Annotated in this window: 23 protein-coding genes and 3 pseudogenes; 14 read left to right on the top strand and 12 right to left on the bottom strand. The window is 56.8% G+C overall.

The genetic code is table 11. The features are described from left to right. Positions 1–164: 164 nt before the first annotated feature. Positions 165–1,103, bottom strand: a complete 939-nt coding sequence (locus QO002_RS30565; protein WP_307237432.1) for an IclR family transcriptional regulator — start codon at positions 1,101–1,103, stop codon at positions 165–167. Between the two features lie 403 nt (positions 1,104–1,506). On the opposite strand from QO002_RS30565, the gene QO002_RS30560 reads away from it, so the two are divergent. Then, the gene (locus QO002_RS30560) at positions 1,507–1,989 is read left to right on the top strand and encodes a BA14K family protein (RefSeq protein ID WP_307237431.1); all 483 of its coding nucleotides are present in this window, start codon (positions 1,507–1,509) and stop codon (positions 1,987–1,989) included. Here QO002_RS30560 and QO002_RS30555 read toward each other — a convergent pair. Then, positions 1,983–2,327 (bottom strand): MFS transporter, encoded by a 345-nt coding sequence (locus tag QO002_RS30555; protein WP_307237427.1) that lies wholly within the window; start codon positions 2,325–2,327, stop codon positions 1,983–1,985. The genes QO002_RS30560 and QO002_RS30555 overlap by 7 nt on opposite strands. 129 nt (positions 2,328–2,456) lie before the next feature. Between QO002_RS30555 and QO002_RS30550 the strand changes: the two genes are divergently transcribed. Both QO002_RS30550 and QO002_RS30545 read left to right on the top strand, forming a co-directional pair. Beyond that, positions 2,457–3,866 carry a DUF3300 domain-containing protein gene (locus QO002_RS30550; protein WP_307236336.1) on the top strand — a complete coding sequence of 470 codons (1,410 nt, stop codon included), beginning with the start codon at positions 2,457–2,459 and terminating at the stop codon, positions 3,864–3,866. A gap of 24 nt (positions 3,867–3,890) precedes the next feature. After that, a complete protein-coding gene (locus QO002_RS30545; RefSeq protein WP_307236338.1) occupies positions 3,891–4,853 on the top strand; it encodes a DUF2950 family protein in 963 nt (320 codons plus the stop codon). Positions 4,854–5,068: 215 nt separating this feature from the next. On the opposite strand, the gene QO002_RS30540 is transcribed toward QO002_RS30545, so the two are convergent. Next, positions 5,069–5,344: a hypothetical protein gene (locus tag QO002_RS30540; protein ID WP_307237423.1), complete on the bottom strand. Its 276-nt coding sequence runs from the start codon at positions 5,342–5,344 to the stop codon at positions 5,069–5,071. A gap of 276 nt (positions 5,345–5,620) precedes the next feature. Between QO002_RS30540 and QO002_RS30535 the strand changes: the two genes are divergently transcribed. The 3 genes from QO002_RS30535 (at position 5,621) to QO002_RS30520 (ending at position 8,686) form a co-directional block, all read left to right on the top strand. Next, the gene (locus tag QO002_RS30535) at positions 5,621–5,875 is read left to right on the top strand and encodes a YMGG-like glycine zipper-containing protein (RefSeq protein WP_307237203.1); all 255 of its coding nucleotides are present in this window, start codon (positions 5,621–5,623) and stop codon (positions 5,873–5,875) included. A gap of 780 nt (positions 5,876–6,655) precedes the next feature. Next, positions 6,656–7,597: a hypothetical protein gene (locus QO002_RS30525; protein WP_307237420.1), complete on the top strand. Its 942-nt coding sequence runs from the start codon at positions 6,656–6,658 to the stop codon at positions 7,595–7,597. 792 nt (positions 7,598–8,389) lie between these two features. Continuing rightward, complete coding sequence (locus QO002_RS30520; protein WP_307236367.1) at positions 8,390–8,686, top strand: hypothetical protein; 297 nt, start codon at positions 8,390–8,392, stop codon at positions 8,684–8,686. Between the two features lie 182 nt (positions 8,687–8,868). Here QO002_RS30520 and QO002_RS30515 read toward each other — a convergent pair whose 3' ends face one another. After that, a complete protein-coding gene (locus QO002_RS30515; RefSeq protein WP_307236370.1) occupies positions 8,869–9,090 on the bottom strand; it encodes a hypothetical protein in 222 nt (73 codons plus the stop codon). 923 nt (positions 9,091–10,013) lie between these two features. Between QO002_RS30515 and QO002_RS30510 the strand changes: the two genes are divergently transcribed. Beyond that, on the top strand, positions 10,014–10,211 hold the full coding sequence (locus QO002_RS30510) for a hypothetical protein (protein ID WP_307237417.1): 198 nt from the start codon (positions 10,014–10,016) through the stop codon (positions 10,209–10,211). 257 nt (positions 10,212–10,468) lie between these two features. On the opposite strand, the pseudogene QO002_RS30505 reads toward QO002_RS30510, so the two are convergent. Next, positions 10,469–10,714: pseudogene (locus tag QO002_RS30505) on the bottom strand (DUF982 domain-containing protein). A 464-nt stretch (positions 10,715–11,178) separates the two neighbouring features. Between QO002_RS30505 and QO002_RS30500 the strand changes: the two are divergent. The 6 genes from QO002_RS30500 (at position 11,179) to QO002_RS30475 (ending at position 15,960) form a co-directional block, all read left to right on the top strand. Continuing rightward, on the top strand, positions 11,179–11,514 hold the full coding sequence (locus tag QO002_RS30500) for a hypothetical protein (protein ID WP_307237387.1): 336 nt from the start codon (positions 11,179–11,181) through the stop codon (positions 11,512–11,514). Next, entirely contained in the window at positions 11,489–11,782 is a 294-nt protein-coding gene (locus tag QO002_RS30495; RefSeq protein WP_307237414.1) for a hypothetical protein, read from the top strand. Before QO002_RS30500 ends, QO002_RS30495 begins: the two co-directional genes overlap by 26 nt. 378 nt (positions 11,783–12,160) lie before the next feature. Next, the gene (locus QO002_RS30490; RefSeq protein ID WP_307236032.1) at positions 12,161–12,415 is read left to right on the top strand and encodes a hypothetical protein; all 255 of its coding nucleotides are present in this window, start codon (positions 12,161–12,163) and stop codon (positions 12,413–12,415) included. Positions 12,416–12,557: 142 nt separating this feature from the next. Continuing rightward, positions 12,558–12,893 (top strand): hypothetical protein, encoded by a 336-nt coding sequence (locus tag QO002_RS30485; protein ID WP_307236035.1) that lies wholly within the window; start codon positions 12,558–12,560, stop codon positions 12,891–12,893. Between the two features lie 193 nt (positions 12,894–13,086). Continuing rightward, the gene (locus QO002_RS30480; protein ID WP_307236037.1) at positions 13,087–13,734 is read left to right on the top strand and encodes a hypothetical protein; all 648 of its coding nucleotides are present in this window, start codon (positions 13,087–13,089) and stop codon (positions 13,732–13,734) included. A 1,614-nt stretch (positions 13,735–15,348) separates the two neighbouring features. Then, positions 15,349–15,960: a hypothetical protein gene (locus QO002_RS30475; protein WP_307237411.1), complete on the top strand. Its 612-nt coding sequence runs from the start codon at positions 15,349–15,351 to the stop codon at positions 15,958–15,960. 135 nt (positions 15,961–16,095) lie between these two features. Here QO002_RS30475 and QO002_RS30470 read toward each other — a convergent pair whose 3' ends face one another. From QO002_RS30470 to QO002_RS30460, 3 genes are read right to left on the bottom strand one after another with little or no spacing between them, the layout of a single operon-like run. Next, the gene (locus QO002_RS30470) at positions 16,096–16,338 is read right to left on the bottom strand and encodes a hypothetical protein (RefSeq protein ID WP_307236026.1); all 243 of its coding nucleotides are present in this window, start codon (positions 16,336–16,338) and stop codon (positions 16,096–16,098) included. Between the two features lie 55 nt (positions 16,339–16,393). Beyond that, complete coding sequence (locus tag QO002_RS30465) at positions 16,394–16,840, bottom strand: hypothetical protein (RefSeq protein ID WP_307237615.1); 447 nt, start codon at positions 16,838–16,840, stop codon at positions 16,394–16,396. 28 nt (positions 16,841–16,868) lie between these two features. Further along, a complete protein-coding gene (locus tag QO002_RS30460; RefSeq protein WP_307237612.1) occupies positions 16,869–17,102 on the bottom strand; it encodes a hypothetical protein in 234 nt (77 codons plus the stop codon). On the opposite strand from QO002_RS30460, the pseudogene QO002_RS30455 reads away from it, so the two are divergent. Continuing rightward, positions 17,025–17,225: pseudogene (locus QO002_RS30455) on the top strand (EAL domain-containing protein); the annotation flags it as partial. The gene QO002_RS30460 and the pseudogene QO002_RS30455 overlap by 78 nt on opposite strands. Before the next feature lie 330 nt (positions 17,226–17,555). On the opposite strand, the gene QO002_RS30450 reads toward QO002_RS30455, so the two are convergent. From QO002_RS30450 to QO002_RS30440, 4 genes and pseudogenes are all read right to left on the bottom strand, one after another. After that, positions 17,556–17,837, bottom strand: a complete 282-nt coding sequence (locus QO002_RS30450; protein WP_370878636.1) for a hypothetical protein — start codon at positions 17,835–17,837, stop codon at positions 17,556–17,558. 163 nt (positions 17,838–18,000) lie between these two features. After that, positions 18,001–19,062 (bottom strand): porin, encoded by a 1,062-nt coding sequence (locus QO002_RS30445; RefSeq protein WP_307237408.1) that lies wholly within the window; start codon positions 19,060–19,062, stop codon positions 18,001–18,003. Positions 19,063–19,364: 302 nt separating this feature from the next. Continuing rightward, positions 19,365–19,448, bottom strand: a pseudogene (locus QO002_RS31090) (transposase domain-containing protein); the annotation flags it as partial. Positions 19,449–19,674: 226 nt separating this feature from the next. After that, positions 19,675–22,386, bottom strand: coding sequence for an aminotransferase class I/II-fold pyridoxal phosphate-dependent enzyme (locus QO002_RS30440; protein WP_307227082.1), 2,712 nt, complete (start codon positions 22,384–22,386; stop codon positions 19,675–19,677). Positions 22,387–22,472 lie beyond the last annotated feature (86 nt).

The following is a 22,472-nucleotide window of genomic DNA, read 5'->3' as shown; positions in this document are numbered from 1 at the left end:
CCCAGTTTGAGATTTGAGGCCCCTCAGCCTCTTTATAAATTGTTCTTTATGCAGAACTTTGTTCTCCATAGAACACAGACATACTCCATCGCACGTGCAGCATTGTCAATCGAAGATTTCTTTAAAAATGCGCAGCCGATACCACTGTCTGATGGCCTACTTCCTCAGCCGGCTGGAAAGTCATTCGGCACGCGGCCCAAAATTGCCTGGTTGATTGAAACGGCCGTTCGAACGAGCTCACGCGCAAGAAGCTCCTCACGCGGGGCTATTGTCGATAAAAGACCGGAGCAAGTGAAGGTGTAAATAACCTCCCCGTGACGGCCGAAAATGGGCATTCCGAGCGCCATAAGTCCTTCCGTCAGCTCGCCAATGCTTCTGGCATATCCGCGCTTACGGGTTGCGGCGATCTCCGCTCTTACTTCCTTCTCAGTCATCATCGTCGTCGACGTATAGCGAACTGGGCGCCAACTTTTCATCCAGCGGTCGATTTCGGTCTCAGGCTGCCAGGCAAGGTATGCCCGCATATTTGCCGTGGCATCGCGCGGAAAGTGATGTCCTATGGGAAAGGAAACCTCCATCGATTGGGCGCCATTGAACTTATCGACGACAATAAATGTATCGTCGTCCTGAGGCTGAGATAGCACAGCCGGTATCTCCGCACGCTGAACGAGAAGTTGCAGCTCACGTCGGATGGCATCAAGCACTGGTGAGCCGAGAAGTGAGGACGCACTGGCAAGGAGGCCGGAGTTCAGTTGGTAGGCTTTTGTGCGTGCATCGAATTTCAACCAGCCGAAATATGTGAGCGTCTTCAAGATTGAATGACAATGGCTCTTTGAGATTGGAAGTACACTCAGGATCTCAGTAAGGGATGCCATGTGAGCCGGTGCGCGGTTGATATAGTTCACGATCCCAATCGCGTTCTCCACTGCAGGAACCAGTCCAGGCGCGGGAGACTGTGGAGAAACGTCATCGTCTTGCGCCGTCAACAACCACCGATTTCCGCTTTGGCGTAACTCGGACGAATAAGCGCTTCTTAGCGGAGAACCCTCCTGAAGCGAGCCCGCAGCCTCAATTTCACGGTTATCTTTCGACACTTTTTTCACGTCCCTCCCCAAGGCAGTCAGATGCTTCTATTGAAATACTATTCTATATAGGGAACAACGTCGAATGAAAATATGATCGTAGTAGGGATGCCGTCCTGGTGATTATGGAGGCACCTGCTTGGAGATCGCATCAGCGCTCAAAACGCGCAGCCAGCATTTTCTTTAACTGAACATTCTGCAGTCGAAGCCTATTCGCCAACTGTAAGGGCAGCTTTTTTGCGCGGGTTGATACGGGGTATTGGTGGTAAAATCCACCCTCATTGCTTCAAAATGGCGGGAGGTATCGCGTGGACTGCGCCCTTCAGGTCCGGTTACGGTGCACCCCGTCACTATCGCCACATTCATCTTGGGTTCATGCCAAGCGTCCCAAAATGAACGACGGAAAAAAAGTTGGGTGATTGGGATGAAGAAGATTGGTGCAATGCTAATTGCGGTTGTTACGGCTTTTTCTGGTGTGGTTCCAGTCCAAGCGATGCCTGTATTAAAGATACAGGTGCCGGATTTGAGCGCTCAGGGCGTGGACTTGGTTCACCACAAGCCGGGTCACTCCGGTGGCCCGCCGCACGCACGCACATATAACCGCTACAACGGTACACGTTACAGCACTGGTACACGATACGGCTATCACAACGGCTACAGGGGCTATCGCTATAGTCGGAACGGCTACCATCAGCATAGTGACGGTTGGTGGTATCCACTCGCAGCATTTGGAACAGGCCTTATCATCGGTGGATCGATTGCGTCGCCACGGCGTCCGGCCTATTCGAATTCAACCTCGGCCCACGTTGACTGGTGCTACTCGCGCTATCGTTCGTATAGTGCCTACGACAACAGCTTCCAGCCCTACAGTGGTCCGCGTCAGCAGTGCATTTCCCCGTATTATTGAAGCAGCTCACGTTCAAGCGCGCGTGCTATGTGATCTCTGTCGATCAGGCAGGCGAGAAGGTTCATGGCGGCGTACATCTGCAAGACTTCCCGCCAGGACATCCAGCCGTGCATCCATGTCGCAAGTGGCCAGAACAGGGACGAGGCCAAACCCGCAATCAAGGTGAGATGGACGATCGCGGTCTGCGATTTCCTGCCTCCAGCCTGCACGATTGCGGTGAAGGCCCTCGAATAGAGGACCCCGGCGGAGACCACCTGCATCAGCGTGAGCAATACTGCGAAAACCACCGGTCCCGACGAGATCGCCGTCAGCGCCGAACCTATCGATCCGACCGCCATCACCCTTCCCGCCCCCCAGATGCGGGAACAAATACTTCGCATCCATTGTTGCAATCGCCGCAGGGTTTCGCCCATCGACGCATGACTTAAAAAGGTGCATTCAGAATCCACGGATTAGGAGTTGATAGCATGCCAGACATTTTCAGCCTTATCGGACGCTCACTCGGCACGGCAGCGCTTTTGCTGTCGGTCGCAGCTGCGCCGATTTCAATCCCCGCAGCCAGGGCACAGGACACCCAGGCCGCAGCAGCTGCCCCGAGCGCAGATGCTGATGCAGACACGCCCGATCTTCTGACAGAAGATGAACTGGAGGTGCTCGTCGCCCGCATCGCCCTCTATCCGGACGAGCTGGTCGCCGTCATCACCTCCGCCTCGATTTTCCCCCTGCAGATCGTGGAGGCGCAGCGGTTCCTCGATCAATCGAAGGCCAAGAAGGACCTGAAGCCCAAGGACAGCTGGGACGGCAGCGTCATCTCCCTTCTGAATTACCCCCAGGTCGTCAAGATGATGAGCGACGACCTCGAGTGGACACAGTCGCTCGGCAGCGCCCTCACCTATCAGCAGAAGGATGTGCTGATCGCCATACAGACGCTGCGCGACAAGGCGGTCGCCGACAACGTCATCAAGAGTGACGACAAGATTACCGTCGTCAATGAGGGCGACAATGTCGTCATCCAGTCCACGAACCCCGAAAAGGTCTACGTGCCGCAATACGAGCCGCAAATGCTCTATGAACCGAGCTATGCTCCGGCTCCGATCAGCTACTATCCTGAACCCTACCCCAATTATTACTACCCGACGGCAACCTTCTTTGCAGGCGCGGTGACGGGTGCAATCTGGGCCTCAGCGGTCGATTGGGACGATTGGGGTGTATGGGGCGGAAACTGGGGCGGCGGCGATGTCGATATCGACTGCGACAACTGCTTCAACAACGTCGATATAGATCGCGACAAGTTCAAGATGGGTGATGTCGACTGGAAGAATGTCGACCGTTCCAAGATCAAGTTCGACAAGAACCAGTTCAACAATATCGATCGCACCAAGATGCGTAACGATTTCAAGGGAAATCGCGAAAACAACATCGGTGTCAAGGCAAAGGATTTGCGTCGCGACGGCGGTAACACCATCGCCAACAATCGGCCTAAGGTTACCACAAACGACATTCGCAAGAGCAAGGTCGATGCGGATCGTGCTCGCAACAAGAGCGCTAATGCCGGAAATCAGCGACCGGGCAAGGGGCAGAACGCTGCCAACCAGCGGCCGGGCAAAGCACAGAACGCTGGTGCCAATCGTCCAAAAGCTTCACAGGGGGCAAACCGTTCGAACAAGCAAGTCAACCGGCAGGTCAAGCAGCCAAAGGCAGGTGCTCGTACCCAGAATCGCTCCCCGAAAAACAACTCCGTGCTCGGCAATCCAGGCAATCGCCACCAAACGAACATGTCATCCAATCGCGGCAGACAGTCGATGGGCGGCGGCCATCGCGGTGGTGGCGGTCATAAGGTGGTGAGACATGGCGGTGGCGGCGGACGTCGCCGGTAATTCGGGCGCAAAGGAGAAACGACGATGAAAACAGAATACAGAACTATTCTTCGCACGTTGGCCTGCGCCGCAGTCTTTGCAGGCACAACGCTGGTACCGGTTGTCAACGCGCAGACCGCTGACGACAATATGTCCATTTCGGACTTCGCGTCGAAACAGGAACCACCGACTTTCGCCACCCCCGAAGAGGCTGTCGCGGCGTTCAAGTCGACCGTCGAAGGTGGCGATATCGACAAGCTCGCCGCCCTGCTCGGTCTCGATGCCGCAAAAACCAAGGCGGCCAGTGGCGTGGCGGAAACCTACGAAGACATCAAAGCCCGCCTGAAGGAAAAGCTTGATCTCACGGATGTGAACAACCGCAAGGTTCTGGAAATCGGCAACGAGCGCTGGCCTTTCCCCTTCCCGATCTCCAAGGGTGACGACGGCAAATGGGCCTTCGATACCTTTGTCGGGCTTGAGGAGGTCGCAAATCGCCGGGTTGGAGAAAATGAACTTTCGACCATCGACACCATCAGCGACTATGTCGGAGCACAGGAGCAATATGCCCTTGCCGATCACGATGGCGATGGCGTTCTCGAATATGCGCAGAAAATAATCAGCACCGAGGGCACCCAGGACGGCCTCTATTGGCCAGCCGAGGCGTTCGACGGCGAGGAAAGCCCGGCCGGCGCAGCACTTGCCGGCGGGGATGCGCTCAAGGCAGCCAAGGCAGGCGAAGGCTTCAATGGCTACCGATACAAGATCCTCACCCGACAAGGCGACGCGATTGCCGGGGGCGCTTATGACTATGTCATCAACGGCAACATGATCGCCGGTTTCGGCCTCGTGGCCTGGCCCGTCCATTATGGCATAACCGGGGTCAAGACCTTCGTCGTCAACAAGAACGGCATCGTCTATGAAGCCGATCTGGGCGACGACACGTCGAAAATCGCGTCGAAAATCGAAACCTTCAATCCGAACGACGATTGGCAGATCGTGGAGGACTGACGCGGTGACTCGGTCGCGAGAAGGGAGAGAACCAGACAGCGGCCGCGGTCGACAAGAAATAGCTGAACTGTAATGCCCGGCTCCGCATTTGCGGGGCCGGGGATTTCGGTACTTGTGCAAGTGCAGGTACGTGGCTCGGTCGTTCTGCTGACATCTCGGTTTCTGCCCCGCGCCGTATCGACCTCGCCTTGGGCTATCTGCGGTTCGTGGGTACGTTATTCGGTTGCCAAGACATCACGCACCTGGTCGATCTTGCCAACAGCAGGTCCGACGCCCAAAACGGTCTTCGCCCATGCCATTACTTCCGGATCGGCCACAATCACGTCGCCCGGCTGCCCTATAACACCAATGTCCTTATTGGCTGCCGACAGCAGCGCCGCGCTCAGAGCCTCATCACTCAGGGCCGGGTCGGTCGGGATCGCAAGGCGGCCATTGTCCAGCTCGAACTGGGCGTAGGCAACGACATAGGAGGAACCCTGACGATGCAGCATGACCCTGCCGTGCTTTCCGCCGGAGCCGTTGCCAGAACGAACGTTCCTTCGTCGAATTTTCGGTTTTTAGGGCATAGGCGGGATTGGCGCGCACGCAGAACCCCGCGCCTATCGCGTCCTGTCTCACGGGATTGGACAAGAAACCGACGATGCACATGACTCGACACCCAAACCCTGAACCAACTCGCATCGATCCTGTGGCACTATCGACAATGTCACCCATTGCGCAGATGCTGTGCCGGGTTGAGATCATGCAAAGGTCAAAGGGTTGGAAGTATGAAAAAGCTTATCATTGCGGTTGGAATGATTGGGATTCTCTCGTCATGCACGCAAACAGAACGAGGCACCGCAATCGGTGCAGGCTCCGGCGCAATCATTGGCGGCGCTGTCAGCAATAGCTGGGAAGGCGCGGCTATTGGCGCGGTGGCTGGTGGTGTTGTCGGCGCACTTGTTGGCCACTCCCAGGAACACCGAGGCTATTGCATTTACCGCGATCGCTATGGTCGCCGGTTCGAGGCACCTTGCCGATAGTTGCGGCCCGATAGCCGGACCCCTTCGAGCGCCTGTTGTTGGTTGACCCCGACGGGTACAGCGCGTCCTCAGCCATACCGACAATCTGGAGCCAACAGTTCGCTACCCTATCGCGACTGGGGGCCGGTCAGCGGCGAAGAAAGGAGGGATTACCCTCTTTAGTGCCAACGCCTCGCTTTCTTGCCGGAAGTATCGGAGCAGGAGACGGTCGCGGTACTGTTCGTGCCGTTGAAATAGGCCGATGCATCTCGCCGATGCATCTCGAATGCGGGCGTGAGGCCTGTACGTCAGCGAGTGGAGATGCAAGGGGCATCCAGTGGCCAGCTATGGCGAGGAGAAACAATAGGGCCCCCGCTTCGCAGCGAGGGCCTCGCGATTATATTCTGTCCAAAATTGCTGGCCCTGAGTACTAGCCCATGTTGGCTAGTACCTCTAATTGATGAAGGGGTGGCGACTGAAGTCCGCACAAAGCACTTGCGTTTCCCACGGGGATTTCGTAAGCAAATCTTTAACATTCGGTAAATTATTATTTAAGATTTGATAGTTTTTCTGCAATTTGTGCTGGGGGGCACGAATTCGAAATGCTTTACGCGTCCTGCGGTCTTTTGAAAGTGAACTTGGTCGGCACTGCGAGTTTGCTCGGACGGTCGGTCATTGGCCACGCCGCCCGCACCGCATCCCCATAGAGTTACCTGAAAACCCAAGCCCGTCGTGAAGGGGGCGACGGCGGGTTGGGCCTATGCGGAATACACAGCCCTCGCATTGGGAGGAAATAACAAAATGGCACAAACGCCAACGAGCCCTTCGGCTCTTATCAACAACGCCGCGAAAGACGACGTCGTCGGTCTGAACGGCGACTTCAACTTCACCATCAGCGATCTGCTGGCCAATGATCCGGGTGGCGCTGCCAAGGTCAACATCGGCACGCAGTTCTTTTTCGGTGACAGCGCACCGGCCGCTGGTATCCCGTCCATTGGTGATCAGGTCAGTTATCTGGCCGCGCATGGTATCACCGCCCACCTCAACGCTGCCGGAACCGCTTTCGTGTCGTTCGATATCGGTGAGAGTGCCACGGATATCAATTACTTCGTCCAGATTGGCAACAAGGGCACGTGGTCTCAGGCCCATGTAGACGTCTCGGCTCCCGACCCGGTGGTCGTGCCGCACCTCGGCGGCAATCTGTTCACCGAGAACTTCGACAACATCCCGGCAGAGCATGTATGGGTTGCCAGCGGTAGCGTGTGGCAGCAGGTCGACCTCAACGCGGCTCACGGCTGGACTGGTGCTGCCTACAGTGAGCTTGGTGCCGACGGTTATCTGGAAGTCGAAACCACTTCGGGCGCCACCGGGCAGGCTTTCTGGCTCGACACCCAGAACAGCCCAGGCCCAATCAACATCAGCCACGACTTCATCGATGGCACCGCGCCGGTTGACGGCAAGACAGCGGTATTGTCGTTCGATATCGCCAAGCAGGATTTCGACGGACACTTTACACCAGCCAACGAATCGTTCGAATTCCGGATCGACGGGCAGACGGTGGCACAGATCGACGCTTCTGATCTGACGAACGCCGGCCAAATGTATCACTACGAAGTGAACATCGCTGGCTACGCTGACAACACCGACAGCACCCACACGCTGTCGCTGGTCGACACAACCGGCGAGTTCCACTTCAACGGCTTCTCGGTCGACAGCGTCCAGATCAACGACTGGGTCGTCTAACGAGATCGGGGGCAATAGGTCCTTCTCGAGCTCAAACCACGGGCAGACCGGCCCCTTGCACTCGGGGCCGGCCTGTTTGCTACTAACAAGCACTTTCGGGTCTGGAATGGCTTTGGATTGCGTCGAACGAAATCGCCCGTTCTCTCAACATCGACGAGAGCGGCAAATTCAGCGAGCAAACGCCCGAAAACCGAGGCGCCAGTGCTCACATCCAGCAGCCACATCGGGCTGGGGGGCGTCCGCAGAACGTCGCCTCCCTTTACCAGCTCTTTACAGTTCATGAAGCACACTGTTGCCAAGCGCGATAAGTATCACGTACGCGCACCTCTGTTTCTCGCCCGCCAGTTTGGCGGGTTTCTTTTTGCCAGCGTACCGGAATCGGGAAAACCAGGCTTCCCATTCCACACCGCGGTACCTAAGGTTTCATTCTGGTTTCCCTCTCTGGGACGCCGCCTCCCCTCACCCACATTGCAGCCAAGTGTGGGATGGCACTTTGCCCCGCCCTCACACGGCGGGGTTTTTCCTGTCGGCCGATCATGGCAACGATCGAACCCACCCCCGATTGTTGTCGGATACGGACCGGGACGTTCGTCAAGTCTGGCCACGTGGCCTGACGGTTTTGTCGATGCAGATGACCGCCCTGCGCAAGGCCGCAACGACCCCCGAGGCGATTGGCGAACGTTCGGCCGATCGTGAGGACTGTCAAAAAGAGGGTCGCCTGATATTTTCACCATGCAGTGAAAAGCACGGGGCGTTTCGCCGGGACTTTTCATGGATCAAGCGGAGAACATAATGAGCACGGATCGTCGCCGCGCGTTAATGCAGCACCTGATAACAACGGAAGCAGCTGCGGGTCATGCGATCGACCGCGATGCGGACTTCATGGCATTGGTCGAACTCTGGATTGAAGGAGACGTCGACATGGTAGAAGTGCGTCGGCGGTATCGGATCATCTGCAAAGAGCGGCTCAAGCAGAAGCGAATTTCGGTAGCATCGGGCAAGGGTCAGACCCAGCCTGTACCGTTCACTTCGGAAGATGAACTTCTTGCGGAAATCGCACGGATAACCACGCCGGATCACACCGTATGAAATCCAGGTCTATCTCCCAGAGGCAAAGGATCTGCGCCAACGGGTTGGACCACGGCTGCTCTCGATCAGCTCCGACGTCTTCCCGCTGGCGGTCGCCGAGCTTCTAGAATCCCGAACGCAGCGACCGCTGGGCGACAGAAGCCAGCATATCGCCTCACCACGGGCGTAGATTGCGTCTGCATTTACCACCGCCAACGCCGGCGCAACGCCTCGTTGAACCACACTTCGGCATCATGATCTGCGCCCCCTGCGGAGTGGAAGTCGAGGGTATGGCCATGCCCGTTCTGTCGAAGCCAGGCTTTAAACGATCTGAAGGTCGGATGATCCATTTCTTTATCGGTCAGAGTTCGAAACCATATCGCACTCAGGGAGCGGATGGCATTCTCGGTTTCGGATTTTTCCATGCCTCATGCATCCATAGGTGGATCAAAGTTGAGAGCCGCCTTGCCGTTGGCGACGGCTGTCCCCAGACGGTCCAGAAGGTCCTGTGATCCACACTCTCCGAACCGGCTGCCGTGGGCTAGATCGGTTAACTCCGCTGAAGTATCGGATTCGTGAAACATCGTCGCCCTGCACGTATGGGGAGATAGTTTGTATATGAATAACGGAAAATAAGCCGGAAGCAATAGACGGCCCAAAAGGCTACGGCCACATTGTCGGTGACGAGGGATACGGTGTTCACATAAGTCTCGCCCGATGCACGGACCCCGCGGCTCAACAGGCCACGCAACCAACTGTGAATGCTACCGGTTATCGTTATGCGGTGGGGGGAGCGGCTCAGAGAGAAGCTCAATTTCGGCCCGTTGGAGCTTGCAGCGTGACCAGCACGCGATGAGGACCAGTACGGTCGCAAACTCCGGCTCTGGAAACCGCCATCATGGAATGGGGAATCGCTCAGTGGAGCGTCGCTCGCAACCTCTTGTGCCTCAAGGAACGATGAGGGGCACCGTGGTGTCCCATACAGAACTCGAGGGCCGCGGTGGATGCCTCGTCTTCATTTTTAAACGGGCCAAGCACCGTGAGGGAATCGTCCAGCACGATCGTTATCGTTCGGCGCTCCGGATTGTACACAAAGAAGGCGCTCTCCAACTCGGCGTCAATTGTTTCCACGATCGCCTCGCTATCTCTCAGAATGAGAGGTATTTTAGCTAAATGATATATTCACACATCACCCAATTGGGGGAGGTCTTACACCTGTTGATCGGAGCCAAAACATTGACGCGAAGGGAGCTGTCGCCGCCGCGTTGCTTTCAATCCCAATATTCCCCGCCTTGTCGCCGCCGACGCCATCCGCCTTGAGAACGCCATCTTCACGGCACTGGCTGCGGTGGGGACACTCGCATCCGGTGCGTTCGCGTCGAATTCGACCGGCTTTGCTGGCGACAGCAGCGATCGCATCATTTACGAAAAGGACACCGGCGCACTCTACTATGATGCCAATGGCAGCGTCGCTGGTGGGGGCATCCACTTCGCCACATTGAGCGCCAATCTGACACTCACCAACGCGGATTTCTTCGTGATCTAGTGATGGTTAACTCGATAGCCGAAGAGACAGGTTTCTCCGGTCTCGACGCATTCGAGCAGTCCCGCCCGGGATAGAACTTCGCGTCTGTCGTCTTGTCTCACGGGACCAGGAAGCGGTGCGTCTTGGCCAGGATCGAACGGGTGCAGAGGATTGTTGAAGCGTTGCAGCCCCAGCACTGGTCGTGATCGTACTAGCAGCCTTCAAACAGCTAACTAAAACAAAAGGCCAAACCGCCTTGCTCGGGCGCTGCCGGTTGCCTACGGCGTACGATCTCCTTTTTGGGAATTGTTCGCGTGAGGGATGACACCCTGGATATTCGCCATTCCTGCTTCAAAACAGGCCGCAACAAAAGCTTCGCGAGCAACCGCGCTCGACGCGCTCAGGCATAGAGCCCTGCGACAGGCGGTAACAGCGCGCTCGTAGCGCTCGCCGTGCTTGAGTGGTCACTCGTGTTCGAGAAAATCGAGCGCTTCGTCGACCTTGGAACCGCGAAAAACCTGCATCGTATTCTCGGCGAGGTGATCGCGGATATCATCAAACCAGGCGATAAATCTCAGGCGAATTGATGGGGTGAAGGCGCCCATGCTGCGCACTCCCCAGACGCGAAGGAAAAGAAACGTTAGATCGTCTCAGCATTGGCGGTGTGGCGGCCCTTACTCCACGCCAATCGCAGCGGCGCAGGAAATGGAACCACCCTGCGTGAGTGCTTGCAGGGTGGCTCAAATCCGGTTGGGGAACCGGGCGCTCGGTGAAGTGGTCCTCACAGGGAGTGACTGAAGACCAATTTGGGGCCTTATAAGCGCTCTTTAACCGTCGCTGAAAAAATCGAATGACGTAACCCTGAAATTTCAGGGGCAGAAGGCAAAAATCCTTGCTCCCAATGGCCCGAAGTACCGGATCGGGAACAGCCTTGCTTGACACTCGCGTGCATTATGGCAGGTTGCGCGTATAAGGCGTGGGGCGATAGATGATTGCGACTGACTGGCATGCCAAACTGACGGAACAACACGAGATTGTCAGGATCAAAGCCGAAGAGGCGACGATCCTGCTATCGAAGCCCGACCTTCCTCTTCAAACCGCGTCTCAACTTTATCGCGATGTCGAGAGGCTGGCGCAGAGGTTCGATGAGATCGTCAATCTTCTCGCAGAGGACATCGATGCCGACACCCGGCTTTCCGAAGCCGCAGAAGCCCTGGACGATTTATGGGCTTGCCTTTCGGTCGCGACCGTCAATCGCGTTCTTGTCCTGCGAGGCCTTGATCCGTTCGGAATTCGGGATGATCGCGAGGACGGCGATGATTGAGGCCGCCAACGCCAATCGCCCCTTCCAAGGCAAAGCCCTCGCAGCGGTGTTACGCGATCTTGCCCAAATCAACGCGATCGCGCTCAGCCTTAAATACGACCTCGCTCCGCTGTCGGAGAACGACAAGGCATTGGGCATGCAACCGCTTGCCCCAACGCAAATCTCCCGTGAACTTGAACACATAGCTGCAATTGTTACCCGGATTGTCCTGGAACATTTGAAGGCCGAATCCAACGAGTGGTACGAGGCAAACGACCAGATCGAATAGCATCAGGCCGCCTGGCAGGATGAGCCGCGCGGCCTTGGATCGTTTGCGTTGGAGGGAGCCTCGATTGAATGACCCACACCACCGACTTCATTGCTGAGCTTTTAAGGGCCGGGAACGAGGTCGAGACGCTGGGCGCGACCGAGGTAAGCCAATTGCTGGACCGGTCAGTCGACACGATCCGAGACATGCACCAGCAAATCGACGCCGAGCAGAACCGCCTACGCCGAGACGTCGTTATCTACCGTCAGACTGCATCGGCCAGAGCAAGGGACTACCGCCCGACGAGGCGAAAGACGCCCTGCTCGATGCAGCCGACACGATCAGCACGTTCAAGATGGTGTCGGACGCAACGTATAATCGCATCAAGGAGCCCTGACGATGCAGCATGACCGTGCCTTGCTTTCTGCCGGAGCCGTTGCTCTTTCCCTTTCAGCAACCGTCGCCGCTCTGATGGCCCATCTTCGACGAATAGGCGCCGTCAGTGAGCAGGCTGAACGTGAAATCTATGAGGATGCGTTACTGATGCTTGAAGAGGGCCAAGCCAACGATGCGAGCGGAGTATTCCTCGCCGCCAGAGACCTTATAGAACAGCAATTGGCGATCGATAAGGTTTCGAAGGGCGAAGGAGGGTGAACATCGTAGTCGCCAGGCAGGTCGCCTCCGGCCGTGACAAAAACGACACGGGCACGCAAGAAATGATTCTAGCGTATGGAAGCATTGCGGAGCCTGTGCTTCAATATCTCGATATTGGAGAGATTTTCAAAGAGGCAAAGGCATGTACGAGTATCGCCTTGACCAAAAAATTACGTTCCTGGCAGCAGATATTCTTCTGTCTCAGAACATAGACTTCAAGCACCCAAGTTTCTTCTCCCGTTTTTTCGATCTCGAAGCCGAGATGAACAAACTTTCCGAGCCAGAGATCAGCAGGCGATTTGCTATGGCGCAATCGCAGTTGGAATGTGCCGACATTGATCGACTGCTCCACAATTTCGCGACCAGCTTGGAACACCACCAGATCGCCAAAAGGCTGTCGTCGTTGAAAGCTGCGTTGGCGGCGCTTCAACCACCCTCCCCTGAACGAACGTTCCTTCGTCGTATTTTCGGTTTTTAGGCATTGGTGAAGTTCAGGCCGGCCGTGGTGAGCTTGTAGTTCGTCCCCCCATCGCGTCGCCTTTGGGTCGCCGCCCGAAATTCCATTTCTATTCTTTATGAAGTAGATGTAGGCTCGTTCTCGGTTACGATCCATGCGACCGGAATGTGAAGTTCCGACCATCTGATATCGCGGAAGTCGAGCCCCCTGAGCAGTGCCCACAGAATTTCTCGACCGCCTCAAATTTGGTTTTTTTGACACTGATTTTTTCTGGTTCTCACGTGGGATCGCGCTGATCCTCGCCACGGATCAAGTCAGACAGCACACAAAAAAAGGGTTACCAATGAGAAACGTCCTGACTGTTATCGCCGCGATGTCAGCATCGCTCTTATCCGCAACTGCGACCACCGCACAAACACCCGTCCCCAGTGCAACCGACGTGCTTGTCAAATATGGAGAAGTCGAGGGCTGGACCGTCTATGAAAATCAAACCCGCGGCGATTGCTTGATCGTGCGGGATTACGGCATGGGTTCAGTCCAAATGGGTGTCACAGCCAATCAGGAGGTCGGTTATCTAGGCGTGTTCACGAAGGCGGATATCGGCTTTCAGAACGGCACGGTGACGGAAGTGTTCGTTGACGTCGGAGGTAAACTCTATAGCGGTCTCGCCACCAGCACGCATGGCGAACTCAAAGGTGGCTATTCCGGCGGCTATATCTTGGCCAACGACCCGAATTTCAAGCGCGACATCGCTAAAAAATACGAAATGATCGTTTTTCCGAAAACCACGGCAACATTTGTCGTAGACCTGAAGGGGACGTACAAAGCGATGGAAATGGGAGCCAAGTGCCTGAAACATTGATGGACTGACCTGATCGCTGAGACGGCTGCGCTCTCAGCTTGAGAGTTTCTGAGCGATAGCGCACGGGGCGAGATCGCGGTGACGCCGAACGATTGTATCGCCTGCTGGTGGACGTTCGGCATCACCGCGTTTGGCGCCGAGCTGAATCGCAATTTGTTCACTTGATGGTAAGAAACTTGGTTTTCTTCAAAGCACGAACGGTTGCCGAACGGATTATGCACGGACAAACAACAGCGCAGCGCGTCTAATCCAATTGGGGATGGCCTCCCCTTTCTCAGCCGCCCATTGTCGGACTGTTTGCCGTTTCAACCGTAAGCTATTATTTACAGTGCTAGCAACCCAACCCCAAACGCTAGCTTTACCCTCGCGCTCAAAGGTGAACCCCGCGGGCAGGAGGACAGCGAAGCAAGCCCATCCTTGCTTCCTGGTGGGCGACCACCATTGACCGGCGGTCGCCCATTCAAATCAGGAGATCATGATCTCTATTCCGCCTGCCGACACGAGACAGGTGGGTGATTGAAGCCTTCGTCCGCCCTCGATGGCGACGGATCCACGCGGCGATGGAGATTAAAAAGCCAGTGGCTGCGGCAACCACTGGCTTACCCCGCCTGATTTGGAGGCGGAGAGAACACCGGCAAAGACGGGGACCTTCGCCAGCGATAGTTTTCACTATCACGCGATCAAACTGAACTTTTCTGACATGAGCCTGAAGGGGCAATGTCCTCAATTCCCCATCGAGGAACGGGCGATTTTGAGCGGCGGCAGAGGCCCGAAACCGCGCCGGCGGCGCTCACGTCCAGCAGCGAAATCGACCGGCGCGTCCGCAGAACTTCTACACCTCTCGTCTTGTCGCACGTAGTCAATAAGAAACCGTCAACACGCGACACCGGTACCGCGAACTGTCCAGCATAGAGGCGATGTGGGCCAAAACTCGCCTCCCTCGCCGACGACCGCGGCGCTCTTGCGACGACTGGATAGCGATTACTGATCTCGCGGCCATCGTTGCAGGCATCCCTGGAGAAAAGGTGAGCAAGTCAGCCGCGAACGGGACCCGCTTACGTTGCCAGCAGCTCGTTGAAGCGGGCCTGGTCGAGCTTGGATACCAGGACCAATTGACCGGCGCCGTCTGGAAGCACCGCGGCGAACAGCGAGTCCGCCTTGTCGTCAGGCGCCTCGAGTCGCTAGGCTAGCTATACACCAGCACGACGAACCGCTCGCCTCGAAAGGAACTTCCGTCCGTGGTGGTCGACGACGTAGTCGAATGTTGCAGCAGCTATGGGAGGGCGAAATATGGGTGACGAAGCTATTTTCGGTGACAGGTTTTACCTTTCCCATATGGAGGCGCGGGCTTCGGCACGCATATACGAGGGCTTTTAGCTATTCTCTAAAATGAACCGAAACGTTCTCCTGCTATCAAGAACAAAACGATAGCTTCCCCATGATGATTCGTTGCCGGGATTATCCCTTGAAGCGTGTATTGGAGAAAGTCGGCCACGACTGGATAGCGATTGTTGGACTCGCTGCCATGCCTATTCAAGAATTATTAGGCGGACTTCCGCAAGGTGGATGCACACGCCCGCCGGAGAAAACATGAAGTCCAGGAATAGATCCGATATGAAGGCTTCAACTGCCATCCCGCTTGCTCTGCTGCTCGGCGCTGCCACGATGTCGCTGTTGGGAATAACCGATGCGCAGGCACAGAACAACGACGTCGATCAGGCGGTATTCGTCTTCGGCGGCGCGATGGTCGACGCGGACATGCTCCACGCAGCTAATCCTTTCGGTGCCACATCCGCCGACCTCCCGATCGTCGGCCTCGGCTACCAGTTGTTCCCGGCAAGGATGGGCTCCTTCAAGTTCGGACTAGAAGCGGGGCTCGCCGGAAGATTTGGCGGGCATCCGAATGCGGAATTCTGGGGCGGCCTCGTCGGGCGCTACGACGGTTTCGAGATTGGCGACGCTGTCCGTATCTCGCCAGCCTTTACGTTTGGCATCAGCTATGTCACGCATACCCAGGAGGGGCGGGAGCGCCAGAACGAGCTGGAACACAACGGGGACGCCAGAACGCTTTTCTATCTCGGCCCCGAGTTGAACCTTTCCTTCGACACCATTCCCGACGTCGATTTCTTCTGGCGGCTTCACCACCGGTCCGGAGCCTGGGGGACGCTCGGCGACATGCACGGCGCCTCCAATGCAAATGTCATTGGCGTACGGCTCAACTTCTGAAGGACCCTACTTCGTCTCCAAATCGATGGAATGCGACGATTTATGGTCTCTGTCCTTTGAGTTGGGCTTGCGTGTCGCGGGCTCCGCCCAGTGCGTAAGACGAGAATGGTCAAATCCATCAAATGCCGGGACCATTTAACCTGACGCAGTCGGTAGGCCAGCACCCTCAAGCCATGCGCGGACGTTTCCTTCGGCCGCTTTTTGCGCATCGGTGAAACTATGCGAGCGCTGGAAGCCGCCGAGCTTTGTAAGGTTCTCCGACCACAGCCACTGGCCTTGTGGCTCCTGCAACTGGATGATCGTTGCGACCGGATGCCGACCAAGCATTCCCACCCATCGGCGATTATTTTCGGCTATCCAGCTCAGCGTCGCACTCATAAGGCCTCCGCAACTATAACTGAAGCAGAAAGAATATTGCACAACTGAAAAAATGCTAGCAAAAATTGAATTCACATACTGTGTGCAGCTGGGAACCGAACTTAGCTACCTCCCTCGGTTCGTCGCGCGAACCAACCAGCAACGGAGTTTGATGGCTCTCCGCCCCGAAGGCCCGGTTGCCAAAGAAATCAAAAGGTGCGGATATGGCCTGGTCCCGGCTGCTACGGTTGACTCGGTAAAAGAACCAACAATGCGGTCGACCCGATTGCCGTGTTGTTTGATGGATGAACAGCCATCTCTGTAAGCGCCATAGCGGCGATGTTGTCGGCGAAGGAGCTGAATTGTGGCGGATATCGATGACGAACTCAGGACGCTTCGAAGTGCCTTGCGAGTTCTCGAGGAAAAGAACCGCAGAACCGGTGGTGATGGCTATCCTCTCCAGATCGCCCAGGTACGGGACATGATCGCCGAAAGGGAACGGTTTCGCCTGGATCAAGGTCAATTCGGAAACCCACTGTCCCGTCAACCAATCACCAAAGAACGGGCCTCACGAGACAAAGAGGATCGCTGACCCCACAGGCTTTCAGGACGTCACGGCCATCGAAGAGAAGCACAACGTTTTGCGCTTGCCGCAACTGGTCAAGCAATGCCGCCACGGCTGGCGCCATCCGAATGATGTTCTTGAACTCGACATTGAGGTCCTTGCCGAAGGCGTCGAGACGATGGCCGATCTCGATTTCCTGCGAGAGGAAGGATGCAGCCAAGTTCAGGGTTTTTTGTTCGGGAAACCTATGCCAGCGGACATGCTCGAGCCCAAAAAAACGAGCTCCGGAGCAACATCCCTCCCCCAACGGCTACGCTTGGGGGAAGATAACCAACGCTCCTGATAAAACAAACCAATCGGTGCAAAATTCCCGAGTATTTTTGGCGATTATGTGTGGTGGGACGGCTTGGAGGTCGATCAGGAAGGCTTCTGCCGATCACGCTGGCACCATGGCCGCAAGCAGCTAATGTCTCAAATCATTCGCTCACGGAGATTTCAGAAGCATTTCGAAGACGGCCTGTTCGAGTGGATCCAGCGGCGCAAGGTGAGGATATTTTATCGCTCAGGGTCTCGCTGAATCATGGCTCCATTCCTCATTTTTGCCTCGATCAGATCAGGAGCGATCCGTCCGTTAACCGCTTGGACGCCATCTGGCGCGGAATACCCATGCCAACTAGGGTTTGAGATCGTGTGCTTGGCCCGATGCCCGCAACTGTTCGAGGGTTTTCCCCAAGCAGCTCCCTCCTTCCGAGCCACCGACCGCCTGTGCGTGCCCGCCCAATGTGATCGTGCCGGCAAGCCTGTCTGTGGCCAGGTATGTGGCCGTGCCGTCTTTCGCGAGTTTAGAAAAGTAGAAGGCGAGTTGGGTGCCTTTGTTTTCACATGTGATAACAATCGGAAACGCGCCAAAAGGACCTTCTTGCGCGTAGGCGGCCGGGACGTCGAAAAATCCCATAGCTCCCCAGGCCGCAATCACCATTGCCACGACCGTTCGCTGTGATTTATTCATGTTCGAAAGCAATGTTCGCGTCATAGACACCCCTCAATAGTAAAAAATTACTGGCGAGGCCAGCTCGTATCAGTCGAGATCGTAGCACCTGCATCAACGCCACTGCTGATCAGAAATCTCGCTGGAAGCGGACGGTGCCGCCGAAGGCATTGCCGTCGCCACGCACGCCACCGAAATCGGTGTAGTTTATTTCCGGCATCATCTTGAAGCCAGAGACCATCTTGTATTCCACGTTCAGGGCTGCGGCGAAGGTGCCGTCTTCTTCATAGGCTGCCTGGCCATTGATCGTAGCCTTGTCAGTTACCTTGGCAGCAAAGCCACTCCATGCTGCCCATTCGCCGTTCCACGAACCGAAGAAGTTGCGCTGGCGCGAGCCTGCCGGGCCGTCTTCATTATCCCAGCCAGACTGATAGCCGCCCATGATGAAGATCGAGAAGACATCGTTGAGGGTCAGATCAAGGCGGGCCTTGGCTGCCATTTCTTCGGACTGGGCGTCGTAGCCGATGATTGCGGAAATGCCGCCCCAATCCTGCTTGTACTTGAAGCCGGCCAGCGGATCCGGCCAGTCTTCGTCCTTGTAGTAGACCGTCGTGCCGCCGGCACTATAGGTGCCGTTGCCCTCTTCCAGGCCAATCAGTAACTCGAAGCCGTTGTCAGTCTTGTAGACATAGCTCACCTGAGGGGTGCGGTTTGGCGAGTAATCGATGACATCGTCATTGATGATGTTGCCGGCCGAATCCAGCCATTTGTCGAAGCGCGAATCCGAATAGCCGGCGCGGAAGCCACCCAGCTCGATATAGGAACTGATCAGCGTAAACTTCTCCACGCCATCCGTGTTATCCCAACGATGCTCGATAAAGGAACGCAACGTACCATATTCCGTATCGGAGGCTGCGTCATAGCGCAGCGTGGCACGGGTATGGCCAACCCAGCCGTCGTTGATCCCGTTATAGGGGCTCTCACCCAACATATTATCGAAACGAACGTAGCCGCCGATCTTCAGACAGGTCTCGGTGCCCGGTATGTAGAAGTAACCTTTTCCGAATGCGTCGCAGACGCGAACATATTCCATCGGCTCTGGCTCGGCCGCGACAATGGCGTCCGCTGCTGTGGCGTTCTGAAAAGCTGCAAGCGCGGTTGCCGAAGCAAGCAAAAGGCTCTTGATGGTCATCAAATCCCCAATCGTGTCAAATGACAACACATGAATTTCCGGTGCCAAGCCGCCCGACCAACTCGGGACCGCGGACGGACTCAGCATGCCAAACAGCATAAAAAGACCATGGGGCCATGTCACATTCTATCAGGTAAACTGTCATCCCAATGCCACACGAAAATATCGAATGTGGCAAAACTACAGCACCCGCGAGAAGGTTGCCCAGATGGTCGTAATCTTTGAAAAATCGCCGTCGTGACGGACACGTCATCCCCGGTATGGACGCTAATTAAGTTACCGTAGGAGCGTCCGATTGTCTGGAGGAGCTCGTCGAGTCGATTGATCTTGGGATTGTGGATACGATCGAGCACATCGGCCAAGTAAGACCGAGGATCCATGCAATTATTGATCCGGCACGCTCTATCTTCGACCTCCGCGCGCTCAAACTGGTTCGTTCATTCGGATCCCTGCCAAATCAAATTGAATCCGTGCCGGAGCTATAAAATCATCGGAAAGGATGGAGATGAAATCTTTCAGACTTCCGATATTTAACAAAACGGGCAAGCCGGAAAATCACACCGGTGGAGCGATCGAGCGCCGTGGCATACCGCGGCGCTCCCCGCCTCCCGATTATCGTTTCAGCTTGGCCGCGACAGCGTCCGGTTTGACCAGTTTCAGCCCTCGCGCCTTCTCGTAACCGTGGATTTCCTTCACATCCAACTTGCGCATGAAGTCGATCGTCTCCTGCGTCAGCACCTGGCCCGGCACCATGATCGGGAAGCCCGGCGGATAGGGAATGACGAAGTTGGCCGAAACCATGTCCGGCCCTTCCGCCAAACGGCGATCGCATTCGGCTCCAATCAGCGGCACGTATTCGCACACCGAAGCGTCATAGGCGTTGAAGAAGGCGGTGCGGATATCGCCTTCCGGCGTCATTTTCCCTGCGTCGCTGCGGAACACCTCGTGGAAGTGACTGAAGTTCGGCAGATCCGGCACATCGGTCATCAGCGATTTTACACGCGCGGCGAAAGCGGTGCGCTCGCCCTCCCCGCCATCGGCCAGACGCTTGTCGATGCCATGGCATATCTCGACCAGGACACGAATGAGATGGGCGACATCGCTGCGCGTATTGTTGATGTTCGACTGCAGCAGCACGCTGTTGCGTGAAGTCTTGTTCAGCTGGATGTCGTATTCATTCGCCAGCAACCCCTTGAATTGCGTTCCGTCGAAACCGGCGGTACCGCAAACCAGTGTCATGCGGGTGGGGTCGAGATAGAATTCGTCTTCCTGCATTGCCTTGACTGCCGTGGCCCAGGTCGAGCCCGGCGCCAGATAGTCCTTGAAGCCGGACTGCCGATAGGCCTCGGGTATCATGTCATCCGCTCCGAGCACGCGGAAGTATTTCGAGATCAGCGGGTGTTCATTGATCGCCTGGCGGATCTTGAGCGCGATCTCGATCGCGTTCATCACCAGGCCATAACCATCGAGTTCCATCTGCCGCCGCGCGACGTCGAGGCTCGCGATCAGCTGCTGGTTCGGGCTAGTCGAGGCATGGGTGAAGACGGCCTCGTGAAACTGGGCTTCAACGGTGTGGAAGTCTACGTCCTTGACCAGCAACATCGAGCCCTGCCGGATCGCCGACATCGACTTGTGCGTGGAGTTGGTCTGGTAGACACGAAGGCGGACGGCCCGTGGATCGGGGATCAGGCGCGCGGCCATGAGTTCGTCATCGGAAGGACTGTCTCCGAGCTCGGCCTGCTGCTCATCATAGGCCTTGATGGACGCAGGATCCCGCAACCATTCCTCCAGATCCCCGGCGGCACCCATGGCCGTGCGCGGACGCAGGAACGGCGAGAACCGGGCGAAACCGGACCATGCCTCGTCCCACAGAAAGATGAGGTCCGGCTTGATGGCGAGGCACTCCTCCATCACCCGCCGGACATTGTACATGTGCCCGTCGAAGGTGCAGTTGGTGAGGTCAAGCAGTTTCAGCCGATCGAGGCGTCCTTCCGCTCTCAGCGCCAGCAACGCACGCTTGATGGTCGCGAGCGGGACCGCGCCGTACATCGAATATTCCGTCATCGGGAAGGCTTCGACATAGTAGGGCTGCGCGCCGGTCAACACCATGCCGTAGTGATGCGACTTGTGGCAGTTGCGATCGACGACGGCGATGTCGCCGGGCGCCAGAAGGGCCTGAACCGCCATCTTGTTGGATGTGGAGGTGCCGTTCGTCACGAAGAAGACGTGGTCGGCGCCAAAGGCACGGGCGGCCATCTCCTGCGACCGCTTGATGGTGCCTGTCGGTTCCAGAAGACTATCGAGACCACCCGTCGTCGCGCTGCTTTCCGCGAGGAACAGGTTGAGGCCGTAGAATTCGCCCATGTCGCGTATCCAGTCGGACTTGAACACCGACTTGCCGCGGGCGATGGGCAGGGCGTGAAATGTCCCGATCGGCCGGCGCGCATATTTCTTCAGATTGTCGAAGAACGGTGTTTCAAAACGCGCCTGCACGCCTTCGAGGATGGCGAGGTGCATCTCAAGCGGCTCCTCGACCGCATAGAACACGCGCCGCACGGCGTCGGCTGCCGGATCGCCGGCAATTTTCTCCACCTGGCGGTCGGAGAGCAGATAGACGTCAAGTTCGGGCCTGATCCGCTTCAAGGAGCGCGCGAGGCGAAGTGCCGACATGTCAGGCCCTTCTTTTTCGCCAAGCGGATCGAGCACGGAGCGAAGCACCGGTGCATCATGGCGCGAGCGGTAGGGGAACCCTTCGGCGAGGACCACCGAAATAATGTCCGGGTTGAGAGCCGCGGCGCACAACGCATCTTCGAAGGAGCCCACCAGGATCGGCTCGTAGATGAAGGCATCCTCCGGTCGGCGCAGCCTGCGGATTTCCGCGGCAAAAGCCGCCCATCGCGCCGCCGGCTGGCTGTTGACGAACAGAACTTCGAAATAAGGGCGGCGCGCGCTCGTTTCACCGGTCCCGGGAGGCATGATATCAGCCACCTCGTTCGCCGACATCTCCTCGTGGACGTCCCACTCGCCCGGGCGCCCACGATAGGCATGGGTGAGCAAGCCATTGGAAATCCGCCGCGCAAGCTTTGCGGCCCCGCCTGCATCGTTGGTGGCGATGCGTTCTCCCAGCGCCGTGAGCAACCGTGCTCCCGGATAGGCATGATATTCCTCTGCCGGCGCCAACGCCGAGAGCGCGGCCTCGAGCGGGGCGCGCTCGCCGCGGCCGGCCGCCCAGGCATCGGCAAGCGACGTGATCTCGCGCCAGTTGTCGGCGCGACCCGAATGGATGAGCAAAAATTGATCGACACGTGTGGTGTTGGTAGCCATTGGCCCCTCCCAATTCCGTTCTGATTGAGTGCCGTCCGCTGCCCACCATCAGGATCGGGCTGCGTCGGCAATTCGAATCTAAGTGA

The organism is Pararhizobium capsulatum DSM 1112, assembly GCF_030814475.1.
In the GTDB taxonomy this organism is placed as follows: Bacteria; Pseudomonadota; Alphaproteobacteria; order Rhizobiales; family Rhizobiaceae; genus Pararhizobium; species Pararhizobium capsulatum.
The sequence above is the reverse complement of the archived record's forward strand: the minus strand, read 5'-3'. Positions and strand labels throughout refer to the sequence as shown.

What these genes read in the sequence shown, in the direction of transcription:
- QO002_RS30520 (WP_307236367.1), top strand. Translation starts at nt 8,390, where the DNA reads ATGAGCACGGATCGTCGCCGCGCGTTAATGCAGCACCTGATAACAACG.
- QO002_RS30525 (WP_307237420.1), top strand. Translation starts at nt 6,656, where the DNA reads ATGGCACAAACGCCAACGAGCCCTTCGGCTCTTATCAACAACGCCGCG.
- QO002_RS30440 (WP_307227082.1), bottom strand. Translation starts at nt 22,386, where the DNA reads ATGGCTACCAACACCACACGTGTCGATCAATTTTTGCTCATCCATTCG.
- QO002_RS30555 (WP_307237427.1), bottom strand. Translation starts at nt 2,327, where the DNA reads ATGGCGGTCGGATCGATAGGTTCGGCGCTGACGGCGATCTCGTCGGGA.
- QO002_RS30540 (WP_307237423.1), bottom strand. Translation starts at nt 5,344, where the DNA reads ATGCTGCATCGTCAGGGTTCCTCCTATGTCGTTGCCTACGCCCAGTTC.
- QO002_RS30450 (WP_370878636.1), bottom strand. Translation starts at nt 17,837, where the DNA reads ATGGGATTTTTCGACGTCCCGGCCGCCTACGCGCAAGAAGGTCCTTTT.
- QO002_RS30535 (WP_307237203.1), top strand. Translation starts at nt 5,621, where the DNA reads ATGAAAAAGCTTATCATTGCGGTTGGAATGATTGGGATTCTCTCGTCA.
- QO002_RS30550 (WP_307236336.1), top strand. Translation starts at nt 2,457, where the DNA reads ATGCCAGACATTTTCAGCCTTATCGGACGCTCACTCGGCACGGCAGCG.
- QO002_RS30485 (WP_307236035.1), top strand. Translation starts at nt 12,558, where the DNA reads ATGTACGAGTATCGCCTTGACCAAAAAATTACGTTCCTGGCAGCAGAT.
- QO002_RS30475 (WP_307237411.1), top strand. Translation starts at nt 15,349, where the DNA reads ATGAAGGCTTCAACTGCCATCCCGCTTGCTCTGCTGCTCGGCGCTGCC.
- QO002_RS30500 (WP_307237387.1), top strand. Translation starts at nt 11,179, where the DNA reads ATGATTGCGACTGACTGGCATGCCAAACTGACGGAACAACACGAGATT.
- QO002_RS30490 (WP_307236032.1), top strand. Translation starts at nt 12,161, where the DNA reads ATGCAGCATGACCGTGCCTTGCTTTCTGCCGGAGCCGTTGCTCTTTCC.
- QO002_RS30560 (WP_307237431.1), top strand. Translation starts at nt 1,507, where the DNA reads ATGAAGAAGATTGGTGCAATGCTAATTGCGGTTGTTACGGCTTTTTCT.
- QO002_RS30445 (WP_307237408.1), bottom strand. Translation starts at nt 19,062, where the DNA reads ATGACCATCAAGAGCCTTTTGCTTGCTTCGGCAACCGCGCTTGCAGCT.
- QO002_RS30470 (WP_307236026.1), bottom strand. Translation starts at nt 16,338, where the DNA reads ATGAGTGCGACGCTGAGCTGGATAGCCGAAAATAATCGCCGATGGGTG.
- QO002_RS30495 (WP_307237414.1), top strand. Translation starts at nt 11,489, where the DNA reads ATGATCGCGAGGACGGCGATGATTGAGGCCGCCAACGCCAATCGCCCC.
- QO002_RS30545 (WP_307236338.1), top strand. Translation starts at nt 3,891, where the DNA reads ATGAAAACAGAATACAGAACTATTCTTCGCACGTTGGCCTGCGCCGCA.
- QO002_RS30515 (WP_307236370.1), bottom strand. Translation starts at nt 9,090, where the DNA reads ATGGAAAAATCCGAAACCGAGAATGCCATCCGCTCCCTGAGTGCGATA.